The sequence below is a fragment of the Enterobacter cloacae complex sp. P40C2 genome (assembly GCF_014930695.1).
Classification (GTDB): Bacteria; Pseudomonadota; Gammaproteobacteria; order Enterobacterales; family Enterobacteriaceae; genus Enterobacter; species Enterobacter pasteurii.
The window spans coordinates 835,736-854,647 of record NZ_JADBRP010000001.1; the positions used below are offsets into that span (position 1 = coordinate 835,736).

Below are 18,912 nucleotides of genomic sequence, written 5' to 3' on the forward strand. Positions count from 1 at the left end.
GGCCGCTCTCATGCTAAGCCCCCTGCTTCGTCGCTATACGTGGAACAGTAACTGGCTGTATAACGCCAGGATCTTTATCGCCCTCTGCGGCACCGTGGCTCTGCCGTGGTGGCTAAATGATGTGAAGCTCACCATCCCTCTCACGCTTGGGGTGGTGGCCGGCGCGCTTGCCGATCTCGATGACCGTCTGGCCGGACGCTTGCGTAACCTGGTTATCACGCTGGTCTGCTTCTTTATTGCTTCCGCGTCCGTGGAGCTGCTTTTCCCCTGGCCCTGGCTGTTCGCCCTCGGGCTGACGATATCCACCAGCGGATTCATTTTGCTCGGCGGCCTTGGGCAACGCTATGCCACCATTGCGTTCGGCGCCCTGCTGATTGCCATTTACACCATGCTGGGCGTCTCCCTTTACGATCAGTGGTATCAGCAGCCCGTACTGCTGCTGTTGGGCGCAATCTGGTATAATCTGCTCACCTTAACCGGGCATCTTATTTTTCCGGTTCGCGCCCTGCAGGACAATCTTGCCCGCAGTTACGAACAGCTGGCCCACTATCTGGAGCTGAAATCCCGGCTGTTCGATCCGGATATCGAAGAGGACAGCCAGGCGACGCTGTACGATCTGGCGCTGGCAAATGGGCAACTGGTCGCCACGCTAAACCAGACGAAAGCCTCCCTGCTCACCCGCCTGCGCGGCGATCGCGGTCAGCGCGGCACCCGACGCACCCTGCACTATTACTTTGCCGCCCAGGATATTCACGAGCGTGCCAGCTCCTCGCATGTGCAGTACGCGGCCCTGCGCGAAAAGTTTCGCTACAGCGACGTGATGTTCCGCTTCCAGCGCCTGCTGTCGATGCAGTCACAGGCCTGCCAGCAGCTTGCCCGATCGATACTGCTGCGTACGCCCTATCAGCATGACCCACGCTTTGAGCGCGCGTTCAGTCATCTGGATGCGGCGCTCGATCGCGTGCAGGCCAGCGGCACGTCGCCGGAACAGTTCAAAGCCCTGGGCTTTTTGCTCAACAACCTGCGGGCCATTGATGCGCAGCTGGCCACCATTGAGTCTGAGCAGGCCATGGCGATGCCGGGCAATGACGCGGAAAACCAGCTTGCCGACGACAGCCTGAACGGCTTCAGCGATATGTGGCTGCGCCTCAGCCGCCACTTTACGCCCGAATCGGCGCTCTTTCGCCACGCGGTGAGGATGTCGCTGGTGCTGTGCGTGGGCTATGCCTTTATTCAGATTACGGGGCTACACCACGGGTACTGGATCCTGCTGACCAGCCTGTTCGTCTGCCAGCCGAACTACAACGCGACCCGCCATCGCCTCGCGCTGCGTATTGTCGGGACATTAGTCGGGGTCGCCATCGGGCTGCCGGTCCTCTATTTTGTGCCATCAGTAGAAGGGCAGCTGATCCTGATTGTTATCACCGGCGTCCTGTTCTTTGCCTTCCGTAACGTGCAGTACGCCCACGCCACCATGTTCATTACGCTGCTGGTTCTGCTCTGCTTCAATCTGCTGGGTGAAGGGTTTGAAGTTGCCCTCCCCCGCGTGATCGACACCCTGATTGGCTGCGCCATCGCCTGGGCGGCGGTGAGCTTTATCTGGCCTGACTGGCGTTTTCGTAATTTACCGCGCGTGTCCGACAGAGCCATGAACGCCAACTGCCGCTACCTGGATGCCATCCTTGAGCAGTACCATCAGGGCCGCGATAACCGTCTGGCCTATCGCATTGCCCGCCGCGACGCGCACAACACCGATGCCGAACTGGCTTCCGTCGTCTCGAATATGTCCACAGAGCCACGCGCCACGGCAGAGATGCGGGAAACGGCCTTCCGTCTGCTGTGCCTGAACCATACCTTCACCAGCTATATCTCCACGCTCGGCGCACACCGCGAGAGGCTGACGAACCCGGGTATCCTGGCGCTGCTGGATGACGCCGTCTGCTACGTTGATGACGCGCTTCATCATCAGCCCGCGGATGAGCCACGGGTACACCAGGCGCTGGAGGAACTGTCGCAGCGTATCGCCCATCTTGACCCGGGCACCGACAACAAAGCGCCGCTGGTCCTACAGCAAATTGGCCTGCTTATCGCTTTGCTGCCGGAAATTTGTCGACTGCGTCAGCAGATCGCTACCTGGCGGAACGATGCCCCTGCGACTCGGGCAGCGCATTAAACCACTCCGTAAGCTCCCGGCGAATCTCCGCCGGGAGTGCCGCCTCATGCAATCCCTCTATAGCACCTTCAAGCGCAAACAATACCCGGATACTCAGCCCCTTATTTTTAGAGCGCATTTTCAGCCAGCTTGTCTTAGACCCCAGCTGCCGTAGCGTCTCTTCATTAGTAATGCCCGCCTCCATAAGCAGGACCTCAATCTGAAAGGTCAGGTTCGGCAGATCCTTCAGCCGGTTACGCTGATGGCGCTGGTAGCGCTCTCTCCTGGCGGCATCAAGCGCAAAAGAGGAGAGCTGAAGCAGTTTTTCCCTGTCTTGCCACAGGCCTTCATCCACGCGGTAGTAATTAAGCAGAACCGGACGTCCGCGCTTCATTAACGTCAGAAAAGAAGAGGCGTTTTTTACACAGTACTTTGCACTCTCCTCACAGGCGCGAAGGTAGAGTTCGCCGTCAGACACCATGGCAAATACCGCTTCATCCACGGCCAGGGTATAACCGCCAAACAGGGCACGATGACGGATTTCACCCAGCGGAGAGAGATATTCCTGGGATTGATAAATCCGTTCATAAGATATCTTTTTCATGATAATTCCATTAAAAATCAAACATTAACCACGACATTTCTTACTAACGGATCCGTTAGCAGGAAAATAGGCAACTTATTGTCGTTGGGCAAGATGATTTTTTCAGGTTCACCGGGAATGGATGAAATTTGCGAGTTGCTTTCCGAAAATGAGGTTGATCTTTATGCATACAGGGGTTACTGTATATCCATACAGTAACTACAGGGCTGGAATGAACATGTACACTTCAGGCTATGCAAATCACTCAACACCTTCCTCTTCTGCCGCAGGCAATACTGCGCAGAATTCTAGCGGACGTGTATCGACAGGGCTTATCAGTGAAGTGGTTTACCGTGAAGACCAGCCGCTGTTAACACAACTTTTACTTTTACCGCTGTTGCAGCAGCTCGGCCAACAGTCTCGCTGGCAGCTCTGGCTGACGCCTCAGCAAAAACTGAGCCGCGAGTGGGTGCAGTCCGCTGGCCTGCCGCTGGCGAAGGTGATGCAGATTAATCAGCTTTCCCCGTGTGATACGGTCGAGTCGATGGTTCGGGCATTACGTACCGGGAACTACAGCGTCGTGATTGGCTGGCTTCCTGAGGAACTGACGGAAGAGGAACATTTGCGTCTGACTGAAGCAGCAGAAGAAGGTAACGCAATGGGCTTTATTATGCGGCCGGTTCGTGCAGATTCTTATCGCAGAGGACAACTTTCTGGGCTAAAAATTCACTCAAATTTGTACCATTGAGTCATTTTAAGAGTTTTCCTGGAATTTTTTTCGACCTCATGATGCAAAAAAAGTTCAACGCGCCAAAACTGCGGCAAGGCTTGTCTGACGCGGTTCTCGTTAATTTTACTGCACAAAATTCGTTCAAAAAATGTTAAATATTGGGTATACGGACCTTTTTTTTTCATATGCCTGACGGACTTCACACTTGTAAGTTTTCAGCTACGTTGTAGACTTTACATCGCCAGGGGTGCTCGGCCTAAGCCGAAGATATCGGTAGGTTTATATTTGACCACGCCCCCCGGTGAAGGATTTAACCGTGATTTCTCTGACGGAGATATTCATGGCAAATTTTGGATGATAACGAGGCGCAAAAAATGAAAAAGACAGCTATCGCGATTGCAGTGGCACTGGCTGGCTTCGCTACCGTAGCGCAGGCCGCTCCGAAAGATAATACCTGGTATGCAGGTGGTAAACTGGGCTGGTCTCAGTTCCATGACACTGGTTGGTACAACAGCGACCTGAACAACGATGGCCCTACTCACGAGAGCCAGCTGGGTGCAGGTGCGTTCGGTGGCTATCAGGTTAACCCGTATGTTGGCTTTGAAATGGGTTACGACTGGTTAGGTCGTATGCCTTACAAAGGCGACAACGTAAATGGCGCTTTCAAAGCTCAAGGCGTACAGCTGACCGCTAAACTGGGTTACCCAGTAACTGACGATCTGGACGTGTACACCCGTCTGGGCGGCATGGTATGGCGTGCAGACTCCAGCAACAGCATCGCTGGTGACGACCACGACACTGGTGTTTCTCCAGTATTCGCTGGCGGCGTTGAGTGGGCAATGACCCGTGACATCGCTACCCGTCTGGAATACCAGTGGGTTAACAACATCGGTGACGGTGCTACCGTTGGCGTTCGTCCAGACAACGGCATGCTGAGCGTTGGTGTTTCTTACCGTTTCGGTCAGCAGGAAGATGCGCCAGTCGTAGCTCCAGCTCCGGCTCCAGCTCCAGAAGTACAGACCAAGCACTTCACTCTGAAGTCTGACGTTCTGTTCAACTTCAACAAAGCGTCCCTGAAACCAGAAGGTCAGCAGGCGCTGGATCAGCTGTACACCCAGCTGAGCAACCTGGATCCTAAAGACGGTTCTGTAGTGGTTCTGGGCTTCACCGACCGTATCGGTTCTGACGCTTACAACCAGGGTCTGTCTGAGAAACGTGCACAGTCTGTAGTTGATTACCTGGTATCTAAAGGTATCCCAGCTAACAAGATCTCCCCACGTGGTATGGGCGAATCTAACCCAGTTACCGGTTCTACCTGTGACAACGTGAAACCACGCGCTGCACTGATCGACTGCCTGGCACCAGATCGTCGCGTAGAGATCGAAGTTAAAGGTATCAAAGACGTTGTAACTCAGCCTGCGGCATAAGTTATCGTCTTATAAAAAAACCCCGCTATGCGGGGTTTTTTATTATCTGAACAAACGTAAAAACGTCATTTTTTACCCAGCAGTGCCTGCAAATCGTTTTTCAGCGTCGACATCTGGCTGGCATATTTTTCTTTGTGTTCGGCATCTTCAATCAGCTGCACCACCGTTTCTGACAAAGTTTTCCCGCGACGTTGCGCAAGCCCGGCCAGACGCTGCCAGACCATAAACTCCAGGTCGATGGATTTTTTACGGGTGTGCTGATGTTCAGCATTGAAGTGCCGCTTACGTCGCGCACGGATAGTTTGCTTCATCCGGTTCAACAGGGCCGGATTAATGTGTTTCTCAATCCAGCCGTTGACCTGTACCGGTTCGTTTTCGAGGGTCAGCAACATATCCACAGCTTCTTGTGCCGCGCTGGCTTCGATGTAGCAGGTGATCAGCTCCCCTTCACGGTGCTTTTTGACCAGGTACTTCCATTTCCAGCCGCTTTCGAGGTTTTCCAGTTGTTGATATTTCATTGCGATCTCAGTGTTACCGTGTAACTCTGTTCAGAATATCAGTTTTTTGGCAATCTGCTGAAAAGAAATCATATCCTGTGAAACACGACAGGCTAACTGCATGACGAAATCCCGAATCCTGATTGGGCAGAGTGCACCGCTTACGGTATACTCCACGGTTTTACATCTGACTAAAAAACATCAACTTTGACCATTACGAAACTTGCATGGCGTGACCTGGTTCCGGATACCGAGAGCTATCAGGAGCTGTTTGCACAGCCAGACCTCACAAAAGAACACGAATACATACTTAGCGAGACACAACCGCGTTTGCATTACGCGCTGGAGCAGATGGCATCCCCCTGGGCGACATCTCCTTTCATGCTGCTCAAAGCCCCGGAAGAAGCCGAGTATCTGACGCTTCTCGGTGATGCCATGCGCCAGTTGCAGCCGAAAACGAACGCCGTTTTTGGCGGTCGCTATCATGTTGACGGACGCGACGTCACGTTCGAACCGTCAACGCAGGCCGACGGGCTTTTCGCCGCAAAAGGTGAGGTGATTACCGCCAGCTGGGTGGAAGCCGAGCAGCTGTTTGGCTGCCTTCGTCAGTTTAATGGTGAAGTGTCGCTGCAGCCGGGGCTGGTACACCGCGCGAACGGCGGCGTGCTGCTGATTTCCCTTCGCACCCTCCTTGCACAGCCTCTGCTGTGGATGCGCCTGAAAACGGTAGTAACGCAGCAGCGTTTTGACTGGATTGGCTACGACGATTCGCGTCCGCTGCCTGTATCCGTCCCGTCGATGCCGCTCTCGCTGACCGTCGTGCTGACGGGTGACCGCGAATCTCTGGCTGATTTCCAGGAAATGGAGCCAGAACTCGCGGAACAGGCCGTATACAGTGAATACGAAGACAATATCCAGATTGCCGATGCCGATGACATGGCGCAGTGGTGCAGCTGGGTTATGGACGTGGCAGAACGTTTTGCCCTGCCCTCACCGGCCGACGACGCGTGGCCCGGCTTAATCCGCGAGGCCGTGCGCTATACCGGCGATCGGGAAACCCTGCCGCTCTGTCCGCTCTGGATTGGCAAACAGCTGCGTGAAGTAGGCGTCATCAGCGGCAGCGGCGCGTTTAGCGGCGAGCAGTTTACCCAGATGCTGGCCCAGCGCGAATGGCGTGAAGGCTATCTTGCTGACCGTATGCAGGATGAAATTCTGCTGGAGCAAATTCTGGTGGAAACCGAAGGCGAACGTATCGGGCAGATCAACGCCTTATCCGTTATCGAGTTCCCGGGGCATCCGCGCGCCTTTGGCGAGCCTTCCCGCATCAGCTGTGTTGTGCACGTTGGTGACGGCGAATTTACCGATATCGAACGCAAGGCCGAGCTGGGCGGAAACATTCATGCCAAAGGCATGATGATTATGCAGGCCTTCCTGATGTCTGAACTCCAGCTTGAGCAACAGATCCCCTTCTCTGCCTCTTTGACCTTCGAGCAGTCCTACAGTGAAGTCGACGGCGATAGCGCCTCCATGGCCGAGCTGTGCGCGCTGATCAGTGCCCTGGCAGAAGTGCCAATCAATCAGAACATCGCGATCACCGGCTCCGTGGATCAGTTTGGTCGTGCCCAGCCGGTCGGCGGACTGAATGAAAAAATTGAGGGTTTCTTTGCCATCTGCGAGCAGCGCGGTTTAAACGGCAAACAGGGCGTTATTATTCCAGCCCCTAACGCCCGTCATTTGAGCCTGAACCAGGCGATTCTGGACGCGGTAGAGCAGGAACAATTCTTCATCTGGGCCATCGAAGGCGTTGAGGATGCACTACCCTTACTGACAAACCTGGTCTGGGATGGCGAAGGACAGACCACCCTGATGCAGACCATTCAGGAACGTATTGCTCAGGCGACACAGCAGGATGCTCGTCATCGTTATCCGTGGCCGTTACGCTGGTTAAGTTGGTTTAGTGCAAACTGATCGGACTTGTTCAGCGTACACGTGTTAGCTATCCTGCGTCCTTCACTAAAATAAGGCTTACTGAGAACATGGTAGATAAACGCGAATCCTATACTAAAGAAGACCTTCTTGCCTCTGGTCGCGGTGAACTGTTTGGCGCGAATGGCCCGCAGTTACCGGCCCCAAATATGCTGATGATGGACCGTGTCGTGAAAATGACCGAAACCGGCGGCAACTTTGATAAGGGTTACGTAGAAGCAGAACTCGATATCAACCCGGACCTGTGGTTCTTCGGTTGCCACTTTATTGGCGATCCGGTAATGCCTGGCTGCCTCGGCCTCGATGCAATGTGGCAGCTGGTTGGCTTCTATCTGGGCTGGCTTGGCGGTGAAGGCAAAGGCCGCGCGCTGGGCGTAGGCGAAGTGAAATTCACCGGTCAGGTTCTCCCGACCGCGAAGAAAGTCACCTACCGCATCCATTTCAAACGCATCGTTAACCGTCGTCTGATTATGGGCCTGGCGGATGGCGAAGTGCTGGTTGATGGTCGTCTGATCTATACCGCGAACGATTTGAAAGTGGGTCTGTTCCAGGATACCTCTGCTTTCTGATAGCGGCTTTTAGCCTCCTCCAGAAAGGCGAAACCTCCGCATTGCGGAGGTTTCTTTTTAAAGAGACGGTATCAGGCAAGTACTGCCCTGTCTCCGATGGCTTCTCGCCAGCCCCCTAACCATTGAGACCTTTGATTTAAGGCCTGGTAGGGACACATTTCTTTTGAACGTCCGGCGATGCCAGCCTGATAACCACGTTGATGAGCCCTTTCCAGGCGATCTCGTTTCTGTCTCTTCATGCCTCGTTTCCCTCATTCTTTTGTCTGGTGGAAAGAAAACAGTGGTTGCAATATGTGCAAGCACAGTTAACGAATACCCCGAATCAGCCTCAGCGTCAACGTTCAAAATTCATACGGGTGTCATATTTGTGAGCTATGCGGAAGATCGTTTGTACAAAAAATGTGATGCGGCACAAGTAACAGCCTGAAGCCAAAATAAAAAAAAAGCCGCAATCAGCGAGAAGCTGAGAGCGGCTTACGACTATGAATTTTACTTATGGCAGCCGGGAAATCTCTCTGGCAATGGCGGCCGACTCCTGCGCCCAACCCTGTGCCAGCACTTTCACCATCTCGTCATATCCATCTTTTTGCTGCTTCAGCTCAAGATGGAAAGGACGCTTGATCAGCTGTCCCTGATGGTTCAGCAGCCACTCCCCGCTGATGACAACGGCACCGTCATAGCGGCCGTGGAAGCCCGTTACGTTAACATTCAGCGTGTCCTGATCGCTTCCCAAAGGCTGTGAGGCCACGACCCAGCCGGGGAGCTGACCGCTCAGATTTGCCACCAGCGTATTGCGTAACTGCTGATCCAGCGGGCTGGCCCACAGGTTATTGCTGGCGATCACGTACTGCACGTCGCTGGTCTGGTAAACCACCCCGTTGCCTGCCAGATAATCCGGTACCGCAACCTGCTCGACCCACAGCAGCCGGCTGCCCTGCGAGGCGATGCTTTGAGCGCCCGGCTGCGCGCCCATGGGCAGCTGATAGTAGCTTTTGTTATCACTTCCCGAGCTACAGGCCGTTAATACCAGCGCGCCCACGATAGTTAGCCATTTTTTCATTGTTTCGCCCTCTTAGGCTCAGGATCCTTTTTATCTTTCGCTTCAAACACCAGCGCGTTGCTCTTCTCGTTGAGCGTTTTCAACACTGGCTGGAGCTCGCGTAAGACCTGGTCAAGACGCTGCATGTCCGCCACCATTTTGTTGTAGGCCGCTGAACCAGGCTGGAAGCCCTGCATACTGCGGTTCAGTTCGCGCAACGTTTTCTGCATATCCTGCGGCAGCTGCTGCATGGACTGGTTGGCGGTGAGCTTGTTGATATTATCCAGCGTGGTTTGCAGACGTCGCATCGTCGCCTGGCTCTGTTGCAGCGATCCCGTCGCAGCCTCAAGCATTGGATTCAGCGGCAGATTGTTAATCTTATCCAGCGTTTCCATCAGGCGCTGCTGGATCTGCGCCAGGCCACTGCTCACCGTAGGGATAATTTTATAACCGCCAAATTCGCGGATCCCCGTCATTGGTGGCGCTTTTGGATAGAAGTCCATATCGACATACAGCGCACCCGTCACCAGGTTACCGGTTTTCAGCGAGCCGCGCAGACCGCGATTCATCAGGTCGGTGATGTGCTCGCCGATATCCTGATCCTGACCAATCTGGTTAATCAAACGCTCAGGCTCAATGCGGATCAGCACCGGAATACGGTAATCATCATCAAGCATCTGCTTAAGACCCGGAACAAAGTAAGGCACCTGCCCCACTGTCCCCAGACGGATACCGCGGAACTCGACCGGCGCTCCCGGTTGCAGGCCGCGCACCGAATCCTTAAAGAACATCAGATAGTCGATGTGATCGGTATAGAGCGCATCCTGAATGCTTTTCTGATCGTCAAACAGCCTGAAGGCGGTTTTCTCCGCTACCGGCTGTCCGAGATCCAAACCTTCCGGTACGTCAAAGCTGACGCCCCCGCCAAACAGGGTGGTGAGTGACCCCATCTCTACGCGCATCCCCGCCGAAGTCAGATCGACCGCGATCCCGCTGTCCTTCCAGAAGCGCACGTTGCTGGTCACCAGGCGGTCGTTCGGCGCATTGATGAAAAGTTGATAGCTGATGGTCCGCTTTTGCGGATCGAACGTACTGGTCTCAACCGAACCGACGCGATAGCCGCGGAACAGCACAGGATCGCCCGGCGAAAGCTGGCCCGCTTTTTTACTGTCCAGAATGACGCGGATCCCCTTAGCGTCCGGCGGCGCAAGCGGCGGAGAGTCCAGCAGCTCATAGCTCGCGGGCTGGATACCCTTGTTGCCAGGCTGAAGCTCAATATAAGCCCCTGACAGGAGCGTACCTAACCCGCTGATCCCTTCACGGCCGACCTGAGGTTTAACCACCCAAAAGACGGAATCTTCATGCAGCAGTTTTTCCATGCCGGCATTCAGGCGAGCCTTAATTTCTACATGGGTTAAGTCATCCGTCAGGGTCGCACTTTCGACCACGCCCACATCCACGCTGCGGCTTTTGATGGTGGTTTTACCGCCCTCAATGCCTTCTGCATTGGTGGTGATTAGCGTGACTTCCGGGCCCTGATGGCTGTAATGATAAAACAGGATCCATGCGCCGATCAGCGCGGTCACGATGGGGAATATCCACACCGGCGACCAGTTTCTGACCTTCTGCACTTTAGCCTCTCCACTCTTATTTTCCATGCTCTTACTCTTCCTCATGGCTTGTCTCGGGCTCACGATCCCACGATAAACGAGGGTCGAAGGTCATGGCCGCAAACATGGTCATAATGACGACCAACGCAAACATCAGCGCTCCCATCGCGGGATAAATACTCATCAGCCCGCCCATGCGCACCAGCGCAGAGAGAACCGCTATCACAAACACGTCAATCATCGACCAGCGGCCAACAAATTCCACAACCTCATAAATCAGGTGCATACGTTCACTGTCGCGCTTTCCGTGCCCTTTCGCATCCCAGCAAAGCCAGGCAATCGCAATCATCTTTAAGGTCGGCACCATAATGCTGGCGATGAAAATCACCCCCGCAACCGGGTACGACCCTTCCCCCCACAGCAAAATAACCCCGGCCAGGATGGTCGAAGGCATTTTGTCCCCGAGCAGGTCGGTGATCATGATCGGCAGGATATTGGCGGGCAGATAAAGCATGATGGAGGTCACCAGCAGCGCCATCGTCCATTGCAGGCTATTTTTACGCCGCACGTACCCCTTTGTTTCACAGCGCGGACACACCTCGACCTCTGCGGGCAGGATGGCGGTGCAGCAGGAGCAGGAGCGAAGCCCCTGACGAATGCCCGGCACGCCCACCTTAACCGTCTGCGACAGCGTCGGCGCCGGGGCGATATCGTCCCAGGCCCAGCGTCGGTCAACGCACTGAAAGGCGCGCAGCTGCAACACGCAGTACAGGCACCAGGGAATAAAGCTGCTGCCAATTCCCACGTCGCCGTAGGCCATCAGCTTCACGAAGCTGACCAGTACCCCCGCCAGAAAGATCTCCGCCATCCCCCAGCTTTTCAGCTGGAACAAAACGCGCGCGAGTTTGATTTTGAGGGAGAGCGGCATCCTGACGCGGTTAACCAGCAGCAGGATGACGACCAGGCAAAAGGCCGGAACTATCTGTACGAACAGCAGGAAGAAGGTGCCGAGGCTGGCGTAGTCCTCCGAGAACATGACGTTCGGGATTTCCAGTAAATCTACCTGGCTGGTCATCCCCCCCACCTTCATGTAGATGAAAGGGAAGAGGTTGGAGAGCAGCAGCATGAATAAGGCTGCCAGCGCATAAGCGGTAGGACGCTGCCTGGGCGCGTCCCACTCGGTTGTCAGCGTCGCCCCACAGCGTGGGCAGGCAGCCTTGTGTCCGTGACCAAGCTCTGGCAACGCCACAAGCATATCGCACTGCGAGCATAGAATATGCCGATCGGCATGGTGCTGGTCACACATAGTTTATCCCTGTTTATGCGCCGTTTTTCAGAGACTCAAGATACTCCCAGCGCTCAAACGCTTCCTCCAGCGCCTGCTCGGCCTGGGAGAGCTCAGCCAGTACTTTCTGAGTATAGTCGTGAGGCTGCGTAAAGAATGACGCATCAGCAACCTGAATCTGCAGCGCTTCCAGCGCGGCTTCCAGCTCTTCCAGACGCTGTGGCAGGCCTTCCAGTTCGCGCTGCAGGTTATAGCTCATTTTAGCCGGTGATTTTTTGGCCGTTTCTGCTTTTGCAACAACGGGTTCCGCTACGCTTTTTGTCCTGGCCTGTTTTTGCGCCATGGACTGGGATTGCTGCCCGCGCGCGTCGTGATAGCCGCCAACGTACTGACCAATCCGGCCTTCGCCTTCGAAGATCCAGCACTCGGTCACGGTGTTATCGACGAACTGACGGTCGTGGCTAACCAGCATCACCGTGCCCTGATAGCCATCAATCAGTTCTTCAAGCAGCTCCAGCGTTTCGACATCCAGGTCGTTCGTCGGTTCATCGAGAATTAGTAAATTGCTTGGTTTCAGGAACAGGCGCGCCAGCAGAAGACGGTTACGCTCCCCGCCGGACAGCGCGCGCACCGGGGTCATGGCGCGTTTTGGATGGAACAGGAAGTCCTGGAGGTAGCCCAGCACGTGGCGCGGCTTGCCGTTAACCATCACCTCCTGCTTACCTTCGGCAAGGTTATCCATTACCGTGCGGTCTGGATCCAGCTCGGCGCGGTGCTGGTCGAAGTACGCCACTTCCAGCTTGGTGCCGCAGTGAATACGGCCGCTGTCGGCCTGGAGCTGGCCCAGCATCAGCTTCAGCAGCGTGGTTTTACCGCAGCCATTCGGGCCGATAAGCGCAATTTTGTCGCCGCGCTGTACTTGGGCGGAGAAATCGTTCACCAGCACTTTACCGTCGACCGAATAGTTAACGTTTTCCATTTCGAAGACAATCTTGCCGGAGCGGGACGCCTCTTCAACCTGCATTTTGGCGCTGCCCATCACCTCACGGCGTTCGCTGCGTTCGCGACGCATCGCCTTCAGGGCGCGAACGCGGCCTTCGTTACGGGTACGACGCGCTTTAATGCCCTGACGGATCCACACCTCTTCCTGCGCCAGCTTGCGGTCGAACTCAGCATTTTGCAGCTCTTCCACGCGCAGGTTCTCTTCTTTCTCCAGCAGGTAGGTATCGTAATCGCCCGGATAGGTCACCAGCTTGCCGCGGTCGAGATCGACGATGCGTGTCGCCATATTGCGGATAAACGAACGGTCGTGCGAGATAAAGATAATGGTGCCGTTAAAGGTTTTCAGGAAACCTTCCAGCCAGTCAATCGCTTCGATATCCAGGTGGTTCGTCGGTTCGTCCAGCAGCAGCACCTTAGGCCCGCTCACCAGCGCACGGCCCAGCGCCGCTTTACGCAGCCAGCCGCCGGACAGCGCCGACAGCTCCATATCCGCTTCGAGGCCAAGCTGCGCCAGCACTTCGTTAATGCGGTTTTCCAGCTGCCACAGGCCGTGGTGATCGAGCATCTCCTGCACCTTAGCCAGCTCGTTGAGATTCTTGTCGCTCGGGTCAGTCATCACCAGATGCGAAATCTCGTGGTAGCGCTTCAGGTATTCCGCCTGCTCAGAAATACCTTCCGCCACGAAATCATAAACGCTGCCGGTGACGTTACGCGGCGGATCCTGTTGCAGACGAGAGACGATCAGATCCTGTTCGTAAACAATGCGTCCATCGTCCAGCCCCTGCTCGCGATTGAGGATTTTCATCAGCGTCGATTTGCCCGCGCCGTTACGGCCAACCAGGCAGACGCGCTCGTTATCTTCGATATGCAGCTCTGCATTATCGAGAAGCGGCGAGTCGCTGAAGGAGAGCCACGCGCCGTGCATACTAATTAAAGACATTTATTTTTCCTTTCAGACCGCGGAGATAAGCCAGCAGTTGTGGATTTGACGGTTACGGGCAAAGTCCTGAGACAGCGTTTTTTGGCTGATTTCTTGTGCTTTCAGTCCCAGTTCGGCCAGGCCGTCGTGATCCATGCGGAATCCGCGCTTGTTGTTCGAGAACATAATGGTGCCGCCCTTACGCAGCAGGCGCTTCAGGTCGGTCATCAGGCGCAGGTGATCGCGTTGAACATCAAAGCTATCCTCCATGCGCTTGGAGTTAGAGAACGTCGGTGGATCGATAAAGATCAGATCGAACTGTTCATCCGTATCGCGCAGCCAGCCCAGCACGTCGGCCTGCAACAGACGATGCTGACGTCCGGTTAAGCCGTTGAGACGCAGGTTGCGCTCCGCCCACTCCAGATAGGTGCGGGACATATCCACCGTGGTGGTGCTGCGCGCGCCGCCAAGCCCTGCATGTACGCTGGCGCTGCCGGTGTATGAGAAGAGGTTAAGGAAATCTTTGCCTTTGCTCATCTGGCCCAGCATGCGGCGGGCGATACGGTGATCGAGGAACAGGCCGGTATCAAGATAGTCGGTCAGGTTAACCCACAGGCGAGCGTTATATTCGCCCACTTCGATGAAGTCGCCCTTCTCGCCCATTTTCTGATACTGATTTTTACCTTTCTGACGTTCACGGGTTTTCAGCACCAGCCTGTTTGGCGAAATGCCGAGCACGGCGATGGTCGCCGCAATGACGTCCAGCATACGCTGACGCGCTTTTTGCGCATCAATGGTTTTCGGCGGGGCATACTCCTGAACGACCACCCAGTCCGCATAGCGGTCAACCGCCACGTTGTATTCCGGCAGGTCAGCGTCGTACAGGCGATAGCATTCGATCCCTTCCTGCTTCGCCCACTTCTCAAATTTCTTCAGGTTTTTGCGCAGGCGGTTGGCGTAATCTTCCGCTACGCCGGAGGGCTTGCTGTCCGCCGCCGTCTCGGCCAGGTGGTAGTTTTTCTGCACGCAGTCCAGCGGGCCGTTTTTCGCCTTGTACTGGCGATCCGCACGCAGCTGCAGGCAGCTCAGCAGCTCCGGCGAGGCGCTAAACAGGGAGAGATTCCAGCCGCCGAAATGCGCTTTCATGTTGCGGCCCAGCAGGCTGTGCAGCGCAATCAGCGCCGGCTCGCTGCCCAGACGTTCGCCGTAAGGCGGGTTGCTGATCACCGTACCGTACGGGCCCTTAGGCAGCGGGTTGGTAAGGTTCGCAACGTCCTTGACGTCAAAATGAATCAGCTCGCCGATCCCGGCGCGGCGGGCGTTGCTGCGGGCGCGTTCAATGACGCGGGCATCGCTGTCCGAACCATAAAAACGAGACGTGTACTCCGCCAGCCCCTTGCGCGCGCGGGTCTGCGCGTCGTCCTTCACCTCTTTCCAGAGGGCTTCATCGTGCTGTGCCCAGCCTTTAAAGCCCCACTGTCCACGGTGCAGGCCTGGCGCACGGTCGGTAGCCAGCATCGCGGCTTCAATCAGCAGCGTGCCGGAACCGCACATCGGATCGAGCAGCGGCGTACCCGGCTGCCAGCCGGAGCGCATGACGATGGCCGCAGCCAGCGTTTCTTTGATGGGCGCCATCCCGGTGCGGTCGCGATAGCCGCGCAGATGCAGGCCCGCGCCGCTCAGATCCAGGGATATGCTGGCGGTGTCGCCGTTCAGCCAGACGTTGATACGCAGATCCGGATTTTCGCGGTCAACGTTCGGGCGTTCCTTATTTCGACGCGTGAAGCAGTCGACAATGGCGTCTTTGACGCGCAGAGCACCGTACTGGCTGTTGCGGATCTCATCGTTGACGCCGTTGAAATGCACCGCAAAGGTGGCGTCCGGGGTGAAGATCTCTGTCCAGTCGATCATCTGTACGCCGGTGTAGAGATCAAGATCGCTGTAGACCTTGCACTCTTTCATCGGCAGCATGATGCGCGACGCCAGACGGCTCCACATCAGGCTCTGGTAAATAAGCCGCGTGTCGCCCTCAAAATGGACACCACCCTGAACCACCCGGCACTCTCTCGCGCCCAGGCCTTCCAGTTCAGTTTTTAACAGCTCTTCCAGCCCACGGGCCGTACTGGCAAACAGAGAATTCATATCGTCACTTTTACTCTTAGAAAATTGTCGCGCATTATAGCTAATATGGCGTGTATGTCATAAAGTTGAAGGCTTATTTTCTTTTGCGGGAGTGTGCAGTGGCGACGTTATCCAGGCTTTTTATTCATCCGGTGAAATCCATGCGCGGTATCGGCGTTACGCACGCGCTGGCCGATATGAGCGGATTTGCCTTCGATCGCATATTTATGGTCACCGAGCCTGACGGTACGTTCATTACGGCACGCCAGTTCCCGCAGATGGTTCGCTTTACCCCTTCCCCGCTTCATGACGGTTTGCACCTGACCGCGCCGGACGGATCGAGCGCGGTGGTTCGCTTTACCGATTTTGCGCCGGTGGATGCGCCAACGGAAGTGTGGGGGAATCATTTTACCGCGCGTATCGCCCCGGACGCTATAAACCAGTGGCTGAGCGGCTTTTTCTCCCGTAACGTTCAGCTGCGCTGGGTTGGGCCAGCCCTGACCCGTCGCGTTAAGCGCCACAACGCGGTCCCCCTCTCCTTCGCGGATGGTTTTCCGTTCCTGCTGACCAACGAGGCCTCGCTTCGCGACCTACAAAACCGCTGTAAAGCCAGCGTGCAAATGGAGCAGTTTCGCCCGAATCTGGTGGTGACCGGAGCGGATGCCTGGGATGAAGATACCTGGAAAACGATCCGCATCGGCAGCGTGATTTTTGACGTGGTGAAACCGTGCAGCCGCTGTATTTTCACCACCGTCAGCCCGGAAAAAGGCCAGAAGCATCCTTCCGGCGAACCGCTGAAAACGTTGCAGTCATTCCGTACCGCGCAGGACAGCGGCGACGTCGATTTCGGTCAGAACCTCATCCCCCGCTCAAGCGGCGCGATCCGCGTGGGCGACGAGGTCGAAATTCTTACCCGCGGTCCGGCACGCGTATATGGCGCAGGTCAGGAAGAAGAGATGGTCGACGCCGTGACCAACGTCGCTTCCGCGGTGGATATTCACTGGGAAGGCAAGGTTATCCGGGGTAACAATCAGCAGGTACTACTGGAGCAGCTGGAGCAGGCGGGTATTCGCGTACCGTATTCCTGTCGGGCGGGAATTTGTGGATGCTGCCGCATCAGGCTGGTAGACGGTGAGGTGAGTGCTCTGAAGAAATCCGCGATTGGCAATGACGGCACGATCCTGTGCTGTAGCTGCGTACCGAAAACGTCCGTACAGCTGGAAGCTTAAACCGCCTGTTCGAGGCTGAAGGAATCTACGCGCAGCTGTGGCTTCAGCCTGTCGTTCATTACCTTGATGGCATCACCTAACTGCATCACTCGCCCGGCAATGGTCACGCCGGGCTGTGCCAGCAAACAGAGCGCGGCGTTTTCGCCGGGTTCAACCACCAGCAAACTCACCTCTTCTTCGGTATCGCTCAGGCTCACGCTGGCCGCATCGCCCGTGGCCGGGGTCCAGCTCATGCCGTGCGCGAGGAAATGCCAGCTTTTCGGCATTTGGGGTTTCAGGAAGCGGATTGCCACCAGCGCGTTTAATACCAGTTCGGCGCGCTGTTCTTTGGAGAGATCGAGATCGCGGCATTTTTCTTCAAAAGAGAAATAGAGCGCGGCATCGTCAACGCAAAAGCCTGAGGGGGCAAACGCGTCTGGCGTGAGCATCCGGCGCGCAAAACGAGAGCGAAACAACATGCCATTGGCTAAGTCGAGCATCATTCGGTCATGCTCTTCGCAATAATACCAGCGCCAGTTATCGTCAGGTTTAATTCGCATGTTTCTCTCCCGTCCCCAAACGTCCTGTACTAAAAATGTCCTGTTTGCCGCTTCGTTTATAACACTAGTAATAAAAGACTATAATGTCTAAATAAGCAACAATGACGGAATATAAAACAACCAGGGCTGGAAATAAAGCCCTGGTTGTCTGATTAAGAGAAAAGATTAGATATGGGTGACAATTTCTTTAATCAACGGCGGCCCTTTAAAAATAAAGCCGGAATAAATTTGCACCAGCGATGCGCCCGCCGCCATCTTTTCACGCGCAGCGATGACGGAATCAATGCCGCCCACCCCAATAATCGGCAGCTGGCCTTTTAATTCCGCAGAAAGTGCGCGAATAATTTCGGTGCTTTTTAATTGTACCGGACGGCCGCTTAAACCACCCGCTTCGTCACAGTTTTTCATTCCCTGAACGAGGGATCGATCGAGCGTCGTATTGGTCGCAATAACGCCATCAATATTATGGCGAACTAAACTGTCGGCAACCTGGATCAATTCTTCAGGAGAAAGATCCGGAGCGATCTTAACCGCGACCGGAACATATTTATGGTGGCTCGCCTGCAGCTCCGTTTGTTTATTTTTAATGGCGCTGAGAAGATCGTCGAGCGCTTCGCCATATTGTAATGAACGCAGCCCCGGGGTGTTTGGTGATGAAATATTCACCGCGATATAACCGGCATAGGCGTAGACTTTTTCCATACAAATCAGATAGTCATCTTTACCCTGCTCGACTGGGGTGTCTTTATTTTTACCGATATTAATACCCAGCACGCCATCAAAATGGGCTTTTTTTACGTTCTCTACCAGATGATCGACACCGAGGTTATTAAAGCCCATGCGGTTGATCAGCCCTTCGGCTTCGACCAGGCGGAACAGGCGCGGCTTGTCGTTACCCGGCTGCGGGCGCGGCGTCACCGTCCCGATTTCGATCGAGCCAAAGCCCATCGCACCGAGTGCATCAATGCATTCGCCATTTTTATCCAGGCCGGCCGCGAGGCCCAGCGGATTCTTGAAGGTCAGGCCCATGCACTGCACAGGTTTTTCCGGCACGTTCTGGCGCACCAGCGCCGCTAAAGGCGTTCCGGTAATGCGGCGTAACTGCTGAAACGTCAATTCATGAGCGCGCTCTGGATCGAGCTGGAAAAGGGCTTTACGAACGAAGGGGTAGTACATGAACTCTCCTGGATTCCCGGTGTGCAAACCGGGAGGGGATTATGTGCG

General features: G+C 55.4%; 16 protein-coding genes. 6 read left to right on the forward strand and 10 right to left on the reverse strand.

Features of this window, described 5'->3' with window-relative positions:
* Positions 1-10: 10 nt before the first annotated feature.
* Positions 11-2,173, forward strand: a complete 2,163-nt coding sequence (gene yccS, locus IM304_RS04100; protein ID WP_193356363.1) for a YccS family putative transporter — start codon at positions 11-13, stop codon at positions 2,171-2,173.
* Here the strand turns inward: yccS and IM304_RS04105 are convergent.
* Positions 2,130-2,756, reverse strand: a complete 627-nt coding sequence (locus IM304_RS04105; RefSeq protein WP_176610706.1) for a TfoX/Sxy family DNA transformation protein — start codon at positions 2,754-2,756, stop codon at positions 2,130-2,132. The two genes, yccS and IM304_RS04105, sit on opposite strands and share 44 nt — an antisense overlap.
* A 217-nt stretch (positions 2,757-2,973) precedes the next feature.
* Here IM304_RS04105 and sulA point away from each other — a divergent pair, with 217 nt between their 5' ends.
* Together sulA and ompA are read left to right on the forward strand one after the other, a co-directional pair.
* A complete protein-coding gene (gene sulA, locus IM304_RS04110) occupies positions 2,974-3,483 on the forward strand; it encodes an SOS-induced cell division inhibitor SulA (RefSeq protein WP_148420984.1) in 510 nt (169 codons plus the stop codon).
* A gap of 356 nt (positions 3,484-3,839) precedes the next feature.
* The gene (gene ompA / locus IM304_RS04115; RefSeq protein WP_176610708.1) at positions 3,840-4,892 is read left to right on the forward strand and encodes a porin OmpA; all 1,053 of its coding nucleotides are present in this window, start codon (positions 3,840-3,842) and stop codon (positions 4,890-4,892) included.
* 65 nt (positions 4,893-4,957) lie between these two features.
* Here ompA and matP read toward each other — a convergent pair whose 3' ends face one another.
* Complete coding sequence (gene matP / locus IM304_RS04120) at positions 4,958-5,410, reverse strand: macrodomain Ter protein MatP (protein ID WP_006809347.1); 453 nt, start codon at positions 5,408-5,410, stop codon at positions 4,958-4,960.
* Positions 5,411-5,596: 186 nt separating this feature from the next.
* Between matP and IM304_RS04125 the strand changes: the two genes are divergently transcribed.
* Both IM304_RS04125 and fabA read left to right on the forward strand, forming a co-directional pair.
* Entirely contained in the window at positions 5,597-7,357 is a 1,761-nt protein-coding gene (locus IM304_RS04125; RefSeq protein WP_193356364.1) for a Lon protease family protein, read from the forward strand.
* Positions 7,358-7,425: 68 nt separating this feature from the next.
* A complete protein-coding gene (fabA, locus tag IM304_RS04130) occupies positions 7,426-7,944 on the forward strand; it encodes a bifunctional 3-hydroxydecanoyl-ACP dehydratase/trans-2-decenoyl-ACP isomerase (protein ID WP_148420990.1) in 519 nt (172 codons plus the stop codon).
* Between the two features lie 71 nt (positions 7,945-8,015).
* On the opposite strand, the gene rmf is transcribed toward fabA, so the two are convergent.
* The 6 genes from rmf to rlmKL form a co-directional block, all read right to left on the reverse strand.
* Positions 8,016-8,183 (reverse strand): ribosome modulation factor, encoded by a 168-nt coding sequence (rmf, locus tag IM304_RS04135; RefSeq protein ID WP_003858162.1) that lies wholly within the window; start codon positions 8,181-8,183, stop codon positions 8,016-8,018.
* Between the two features lie 254 nt (positions 8,184-8,437).
* Positions 8,438-9,004: a membrane integrity-associated transporter subunit PqiC gene (gene pqiC / locus IM304_RS04140; RefSeq protein WP_148420992.1), complete on the reverse strand. Its 567-nt coding sequence runs from the start codon at positions 9,002-9,004 to the stop codon at positions 8,438-8,440.
* Positions 9,001-10,641, reverse strand: a complete 1,641-nt coding sequence (pqiB, locus tag IM304_RS04145) for an intermembrane transport protein PqiB (RefSeq protein WP_148420994.1) — start codon at positions 10,639-10,641, stop codon at positions 9,001-9,003. The genes pqiC and pqiB overlap by 4 nt, the downstream gene beginning before the upstream one ends.
* Positions 10,642-10,645: 4 nt before the next feature.
* Positions 10,646-11,899 (reverse strand): membrane integrity-associated transporter subunit PqiA, encoded by a 1,254-nt coding sequence (pqiA, locus tag IM304_RS04150; RefSeq protein WP_148420996.1) that lies wholly within the window; start codon positions 11,897-11,899, stop codon positions 10,646-10,648.
* 13 nt (positions 11,900-11,912) lie between these two features.
* Positions 11,913-13,820, reverse strand: a complete 1,908-nt coding sequence (locus IM304_RS04155) for an ABC transporter ATP-binding protein (protein WP_193356365.1) — start codon at positions 13,818-13,820, stop codon at positions 11,913-11,915.
* A gap of 12 nt (positions 13,821-13,832) precedes the next feature.
* Positions 13,833-15,941, reverse strand: coding sequence for a bifunctional 23S rRNA (guanine(2069)-N(7))-methyltransferase RlmK/23S rRNA (guanine(2445)-N(2))-methyltransferase RlmL (rlmKL, locus tag IM304_RS04160; RefSeq protein ID WP_193356366.1), 2,109 nt, complete (start codon positions 15,939-15,941; stop codon positions 13,833-13,835).
* Between the two features lie 98 nt (positions 15,942-16,039).
* On the opposite strand from rlmKL, the gene IM304_RS04165 reads away from it, so the two are divergent.
* Positions 16,040-17,149 (forward strand): YcbX family protein, encoded by a 1,110-nt coding sequence (locus tag IM304_RS04165; protein ID WP_148421002.1) that lies wholly within the window; start codon positions 16,040-16,042, stop codon positions 17,147-17,149.
* Here IM304_RS04165 and zapC read toward each other — a convergent pair.
* Both zapC and pyrD read right to left on the reverse strand, forming a co-directional pair.
* Positions 17,146-17,688: a cell division protein ZapC gene (gene zapC / locus IM304_RS04170; RefSeq protein WP_148421004.1), complete on the reverse strand. Its 543-nt coding sequence runs from the start codon at positions 17,686-17,688 to the stop codon at positions 17,146-17,148. The genes IM304_RS04165 and zapC overlap by 4 nt on opposite strands.
* Before the next feature lie 165 nt (positions 17,689-17,853).
* The gene (gene pyrD / locus IM304_RS04175; RefSeq protein ID WP_148421006.1) at positions 17,854-18,864 is read right to left on the reverse strand and encodes a quinone-dependent dihydroorotate dehydrogenase; all 1,011 of its coding nucleotides are present in this window, start codon (positions 18,862-18,864) and stop codon (positions 17,854-17,856) included.
* Between the last annotated feature and the right edge of the window lie 48 nt (positions 18,865-18,912).

Bases quoted from the DNA above. Each gene is read 5' to 3' on its own strand.
- rlmKL (WP_193356366.1), bottom strand. From the start codon at position 15,941: ATGAATTCTCTGTTTGCCAGTACGGCCCGTGGGCTGGAAGAGCTGTTA.
- pyrD (WP_148421006.1), bottom strand. From the start codon at position 18,864: ATGTACTACCCCTTCGTTCGTAAAGCCCTTTTCCAGCTCGATCCAGAG.
- fabA (WP_148420990.1), top strand. From the start codon at position 7,426: ATGGTAGATAAACGCGAATCCTATACTAAAGAAGACCTTCTTGCCTCT.
- matP (WP_006809347.1), bottom strand. From the start codon at position 5,410: ATGAAATATCAACAACTGGAAAACCTCGAAAGCGGCTGGAAATGGAAG.
- IM304_RS04105 (WP_176610706.1), bottom strand. From the start codon at position 2,756: ATGAAAAAGATATCTTATGAACGGATTTATCAATCCCAGGAATATCTC.
- IM304_RS04155 (WP_193356365.1), bottom strand. From the start codon at position 13,820: ATGTCTTTAATTAGTATGCACGGCGCGTGGCTCTCCTTCAGCGACTCG.
- zapC (WP_148421004.1), bottom strand. From the start codon at position 17,688: ATGCGAATTAAACCTGACGATAACTGGCGCTGGTATTATTGCGAAGAG.
- sulA (WP_148420984.1), top strand. From the start codon at position 2,974: ATGTACACTTCAGGCTATGCAAATCACTCAACACCTTCCTCTTCTGCC.
- ompA (WP_176610708.1), top strand. From the start codon at position 3,840: ATGAAAAAGACAGCTATCGCGATTGCAGTGGCACTGGCTGGCTTCGCT.
- pqiC (WP_148420992.1), bottom strand. From the start codon at position 9,004: ATGAAAAAATGGCTAACTATCGTGGGCGCGCTGGTATTAACGGCCTGT.
- pqiA (WP_148420996.1), bottom strand. From the start codon at position 11,899: ATGTGTGACCAGCACCATGCCGATCGGCATATTCTATGCTCGCAGTGC.
- yccS (WP_193356363.1), top strand. From the start codon at position 11: ATGCTAAGCCCCCTGCTTCGTCGCTATACGTGGAACAGTAACTGGCTG.
- rmf (WP_003858162.1), bottom strand. From the start codon at position 8,183: ATGAAGAGACAGAAACGAGATCGCCTGGAAAGGGCTCATCAACGTGGT.
- pqiB (WP_148420994.1), bottom strand. From the start codon at position 10,641: ATGGAAAATAAGAGTGGAGAGGCTAAAGTGCAGAAGGTCAGAAACTGG.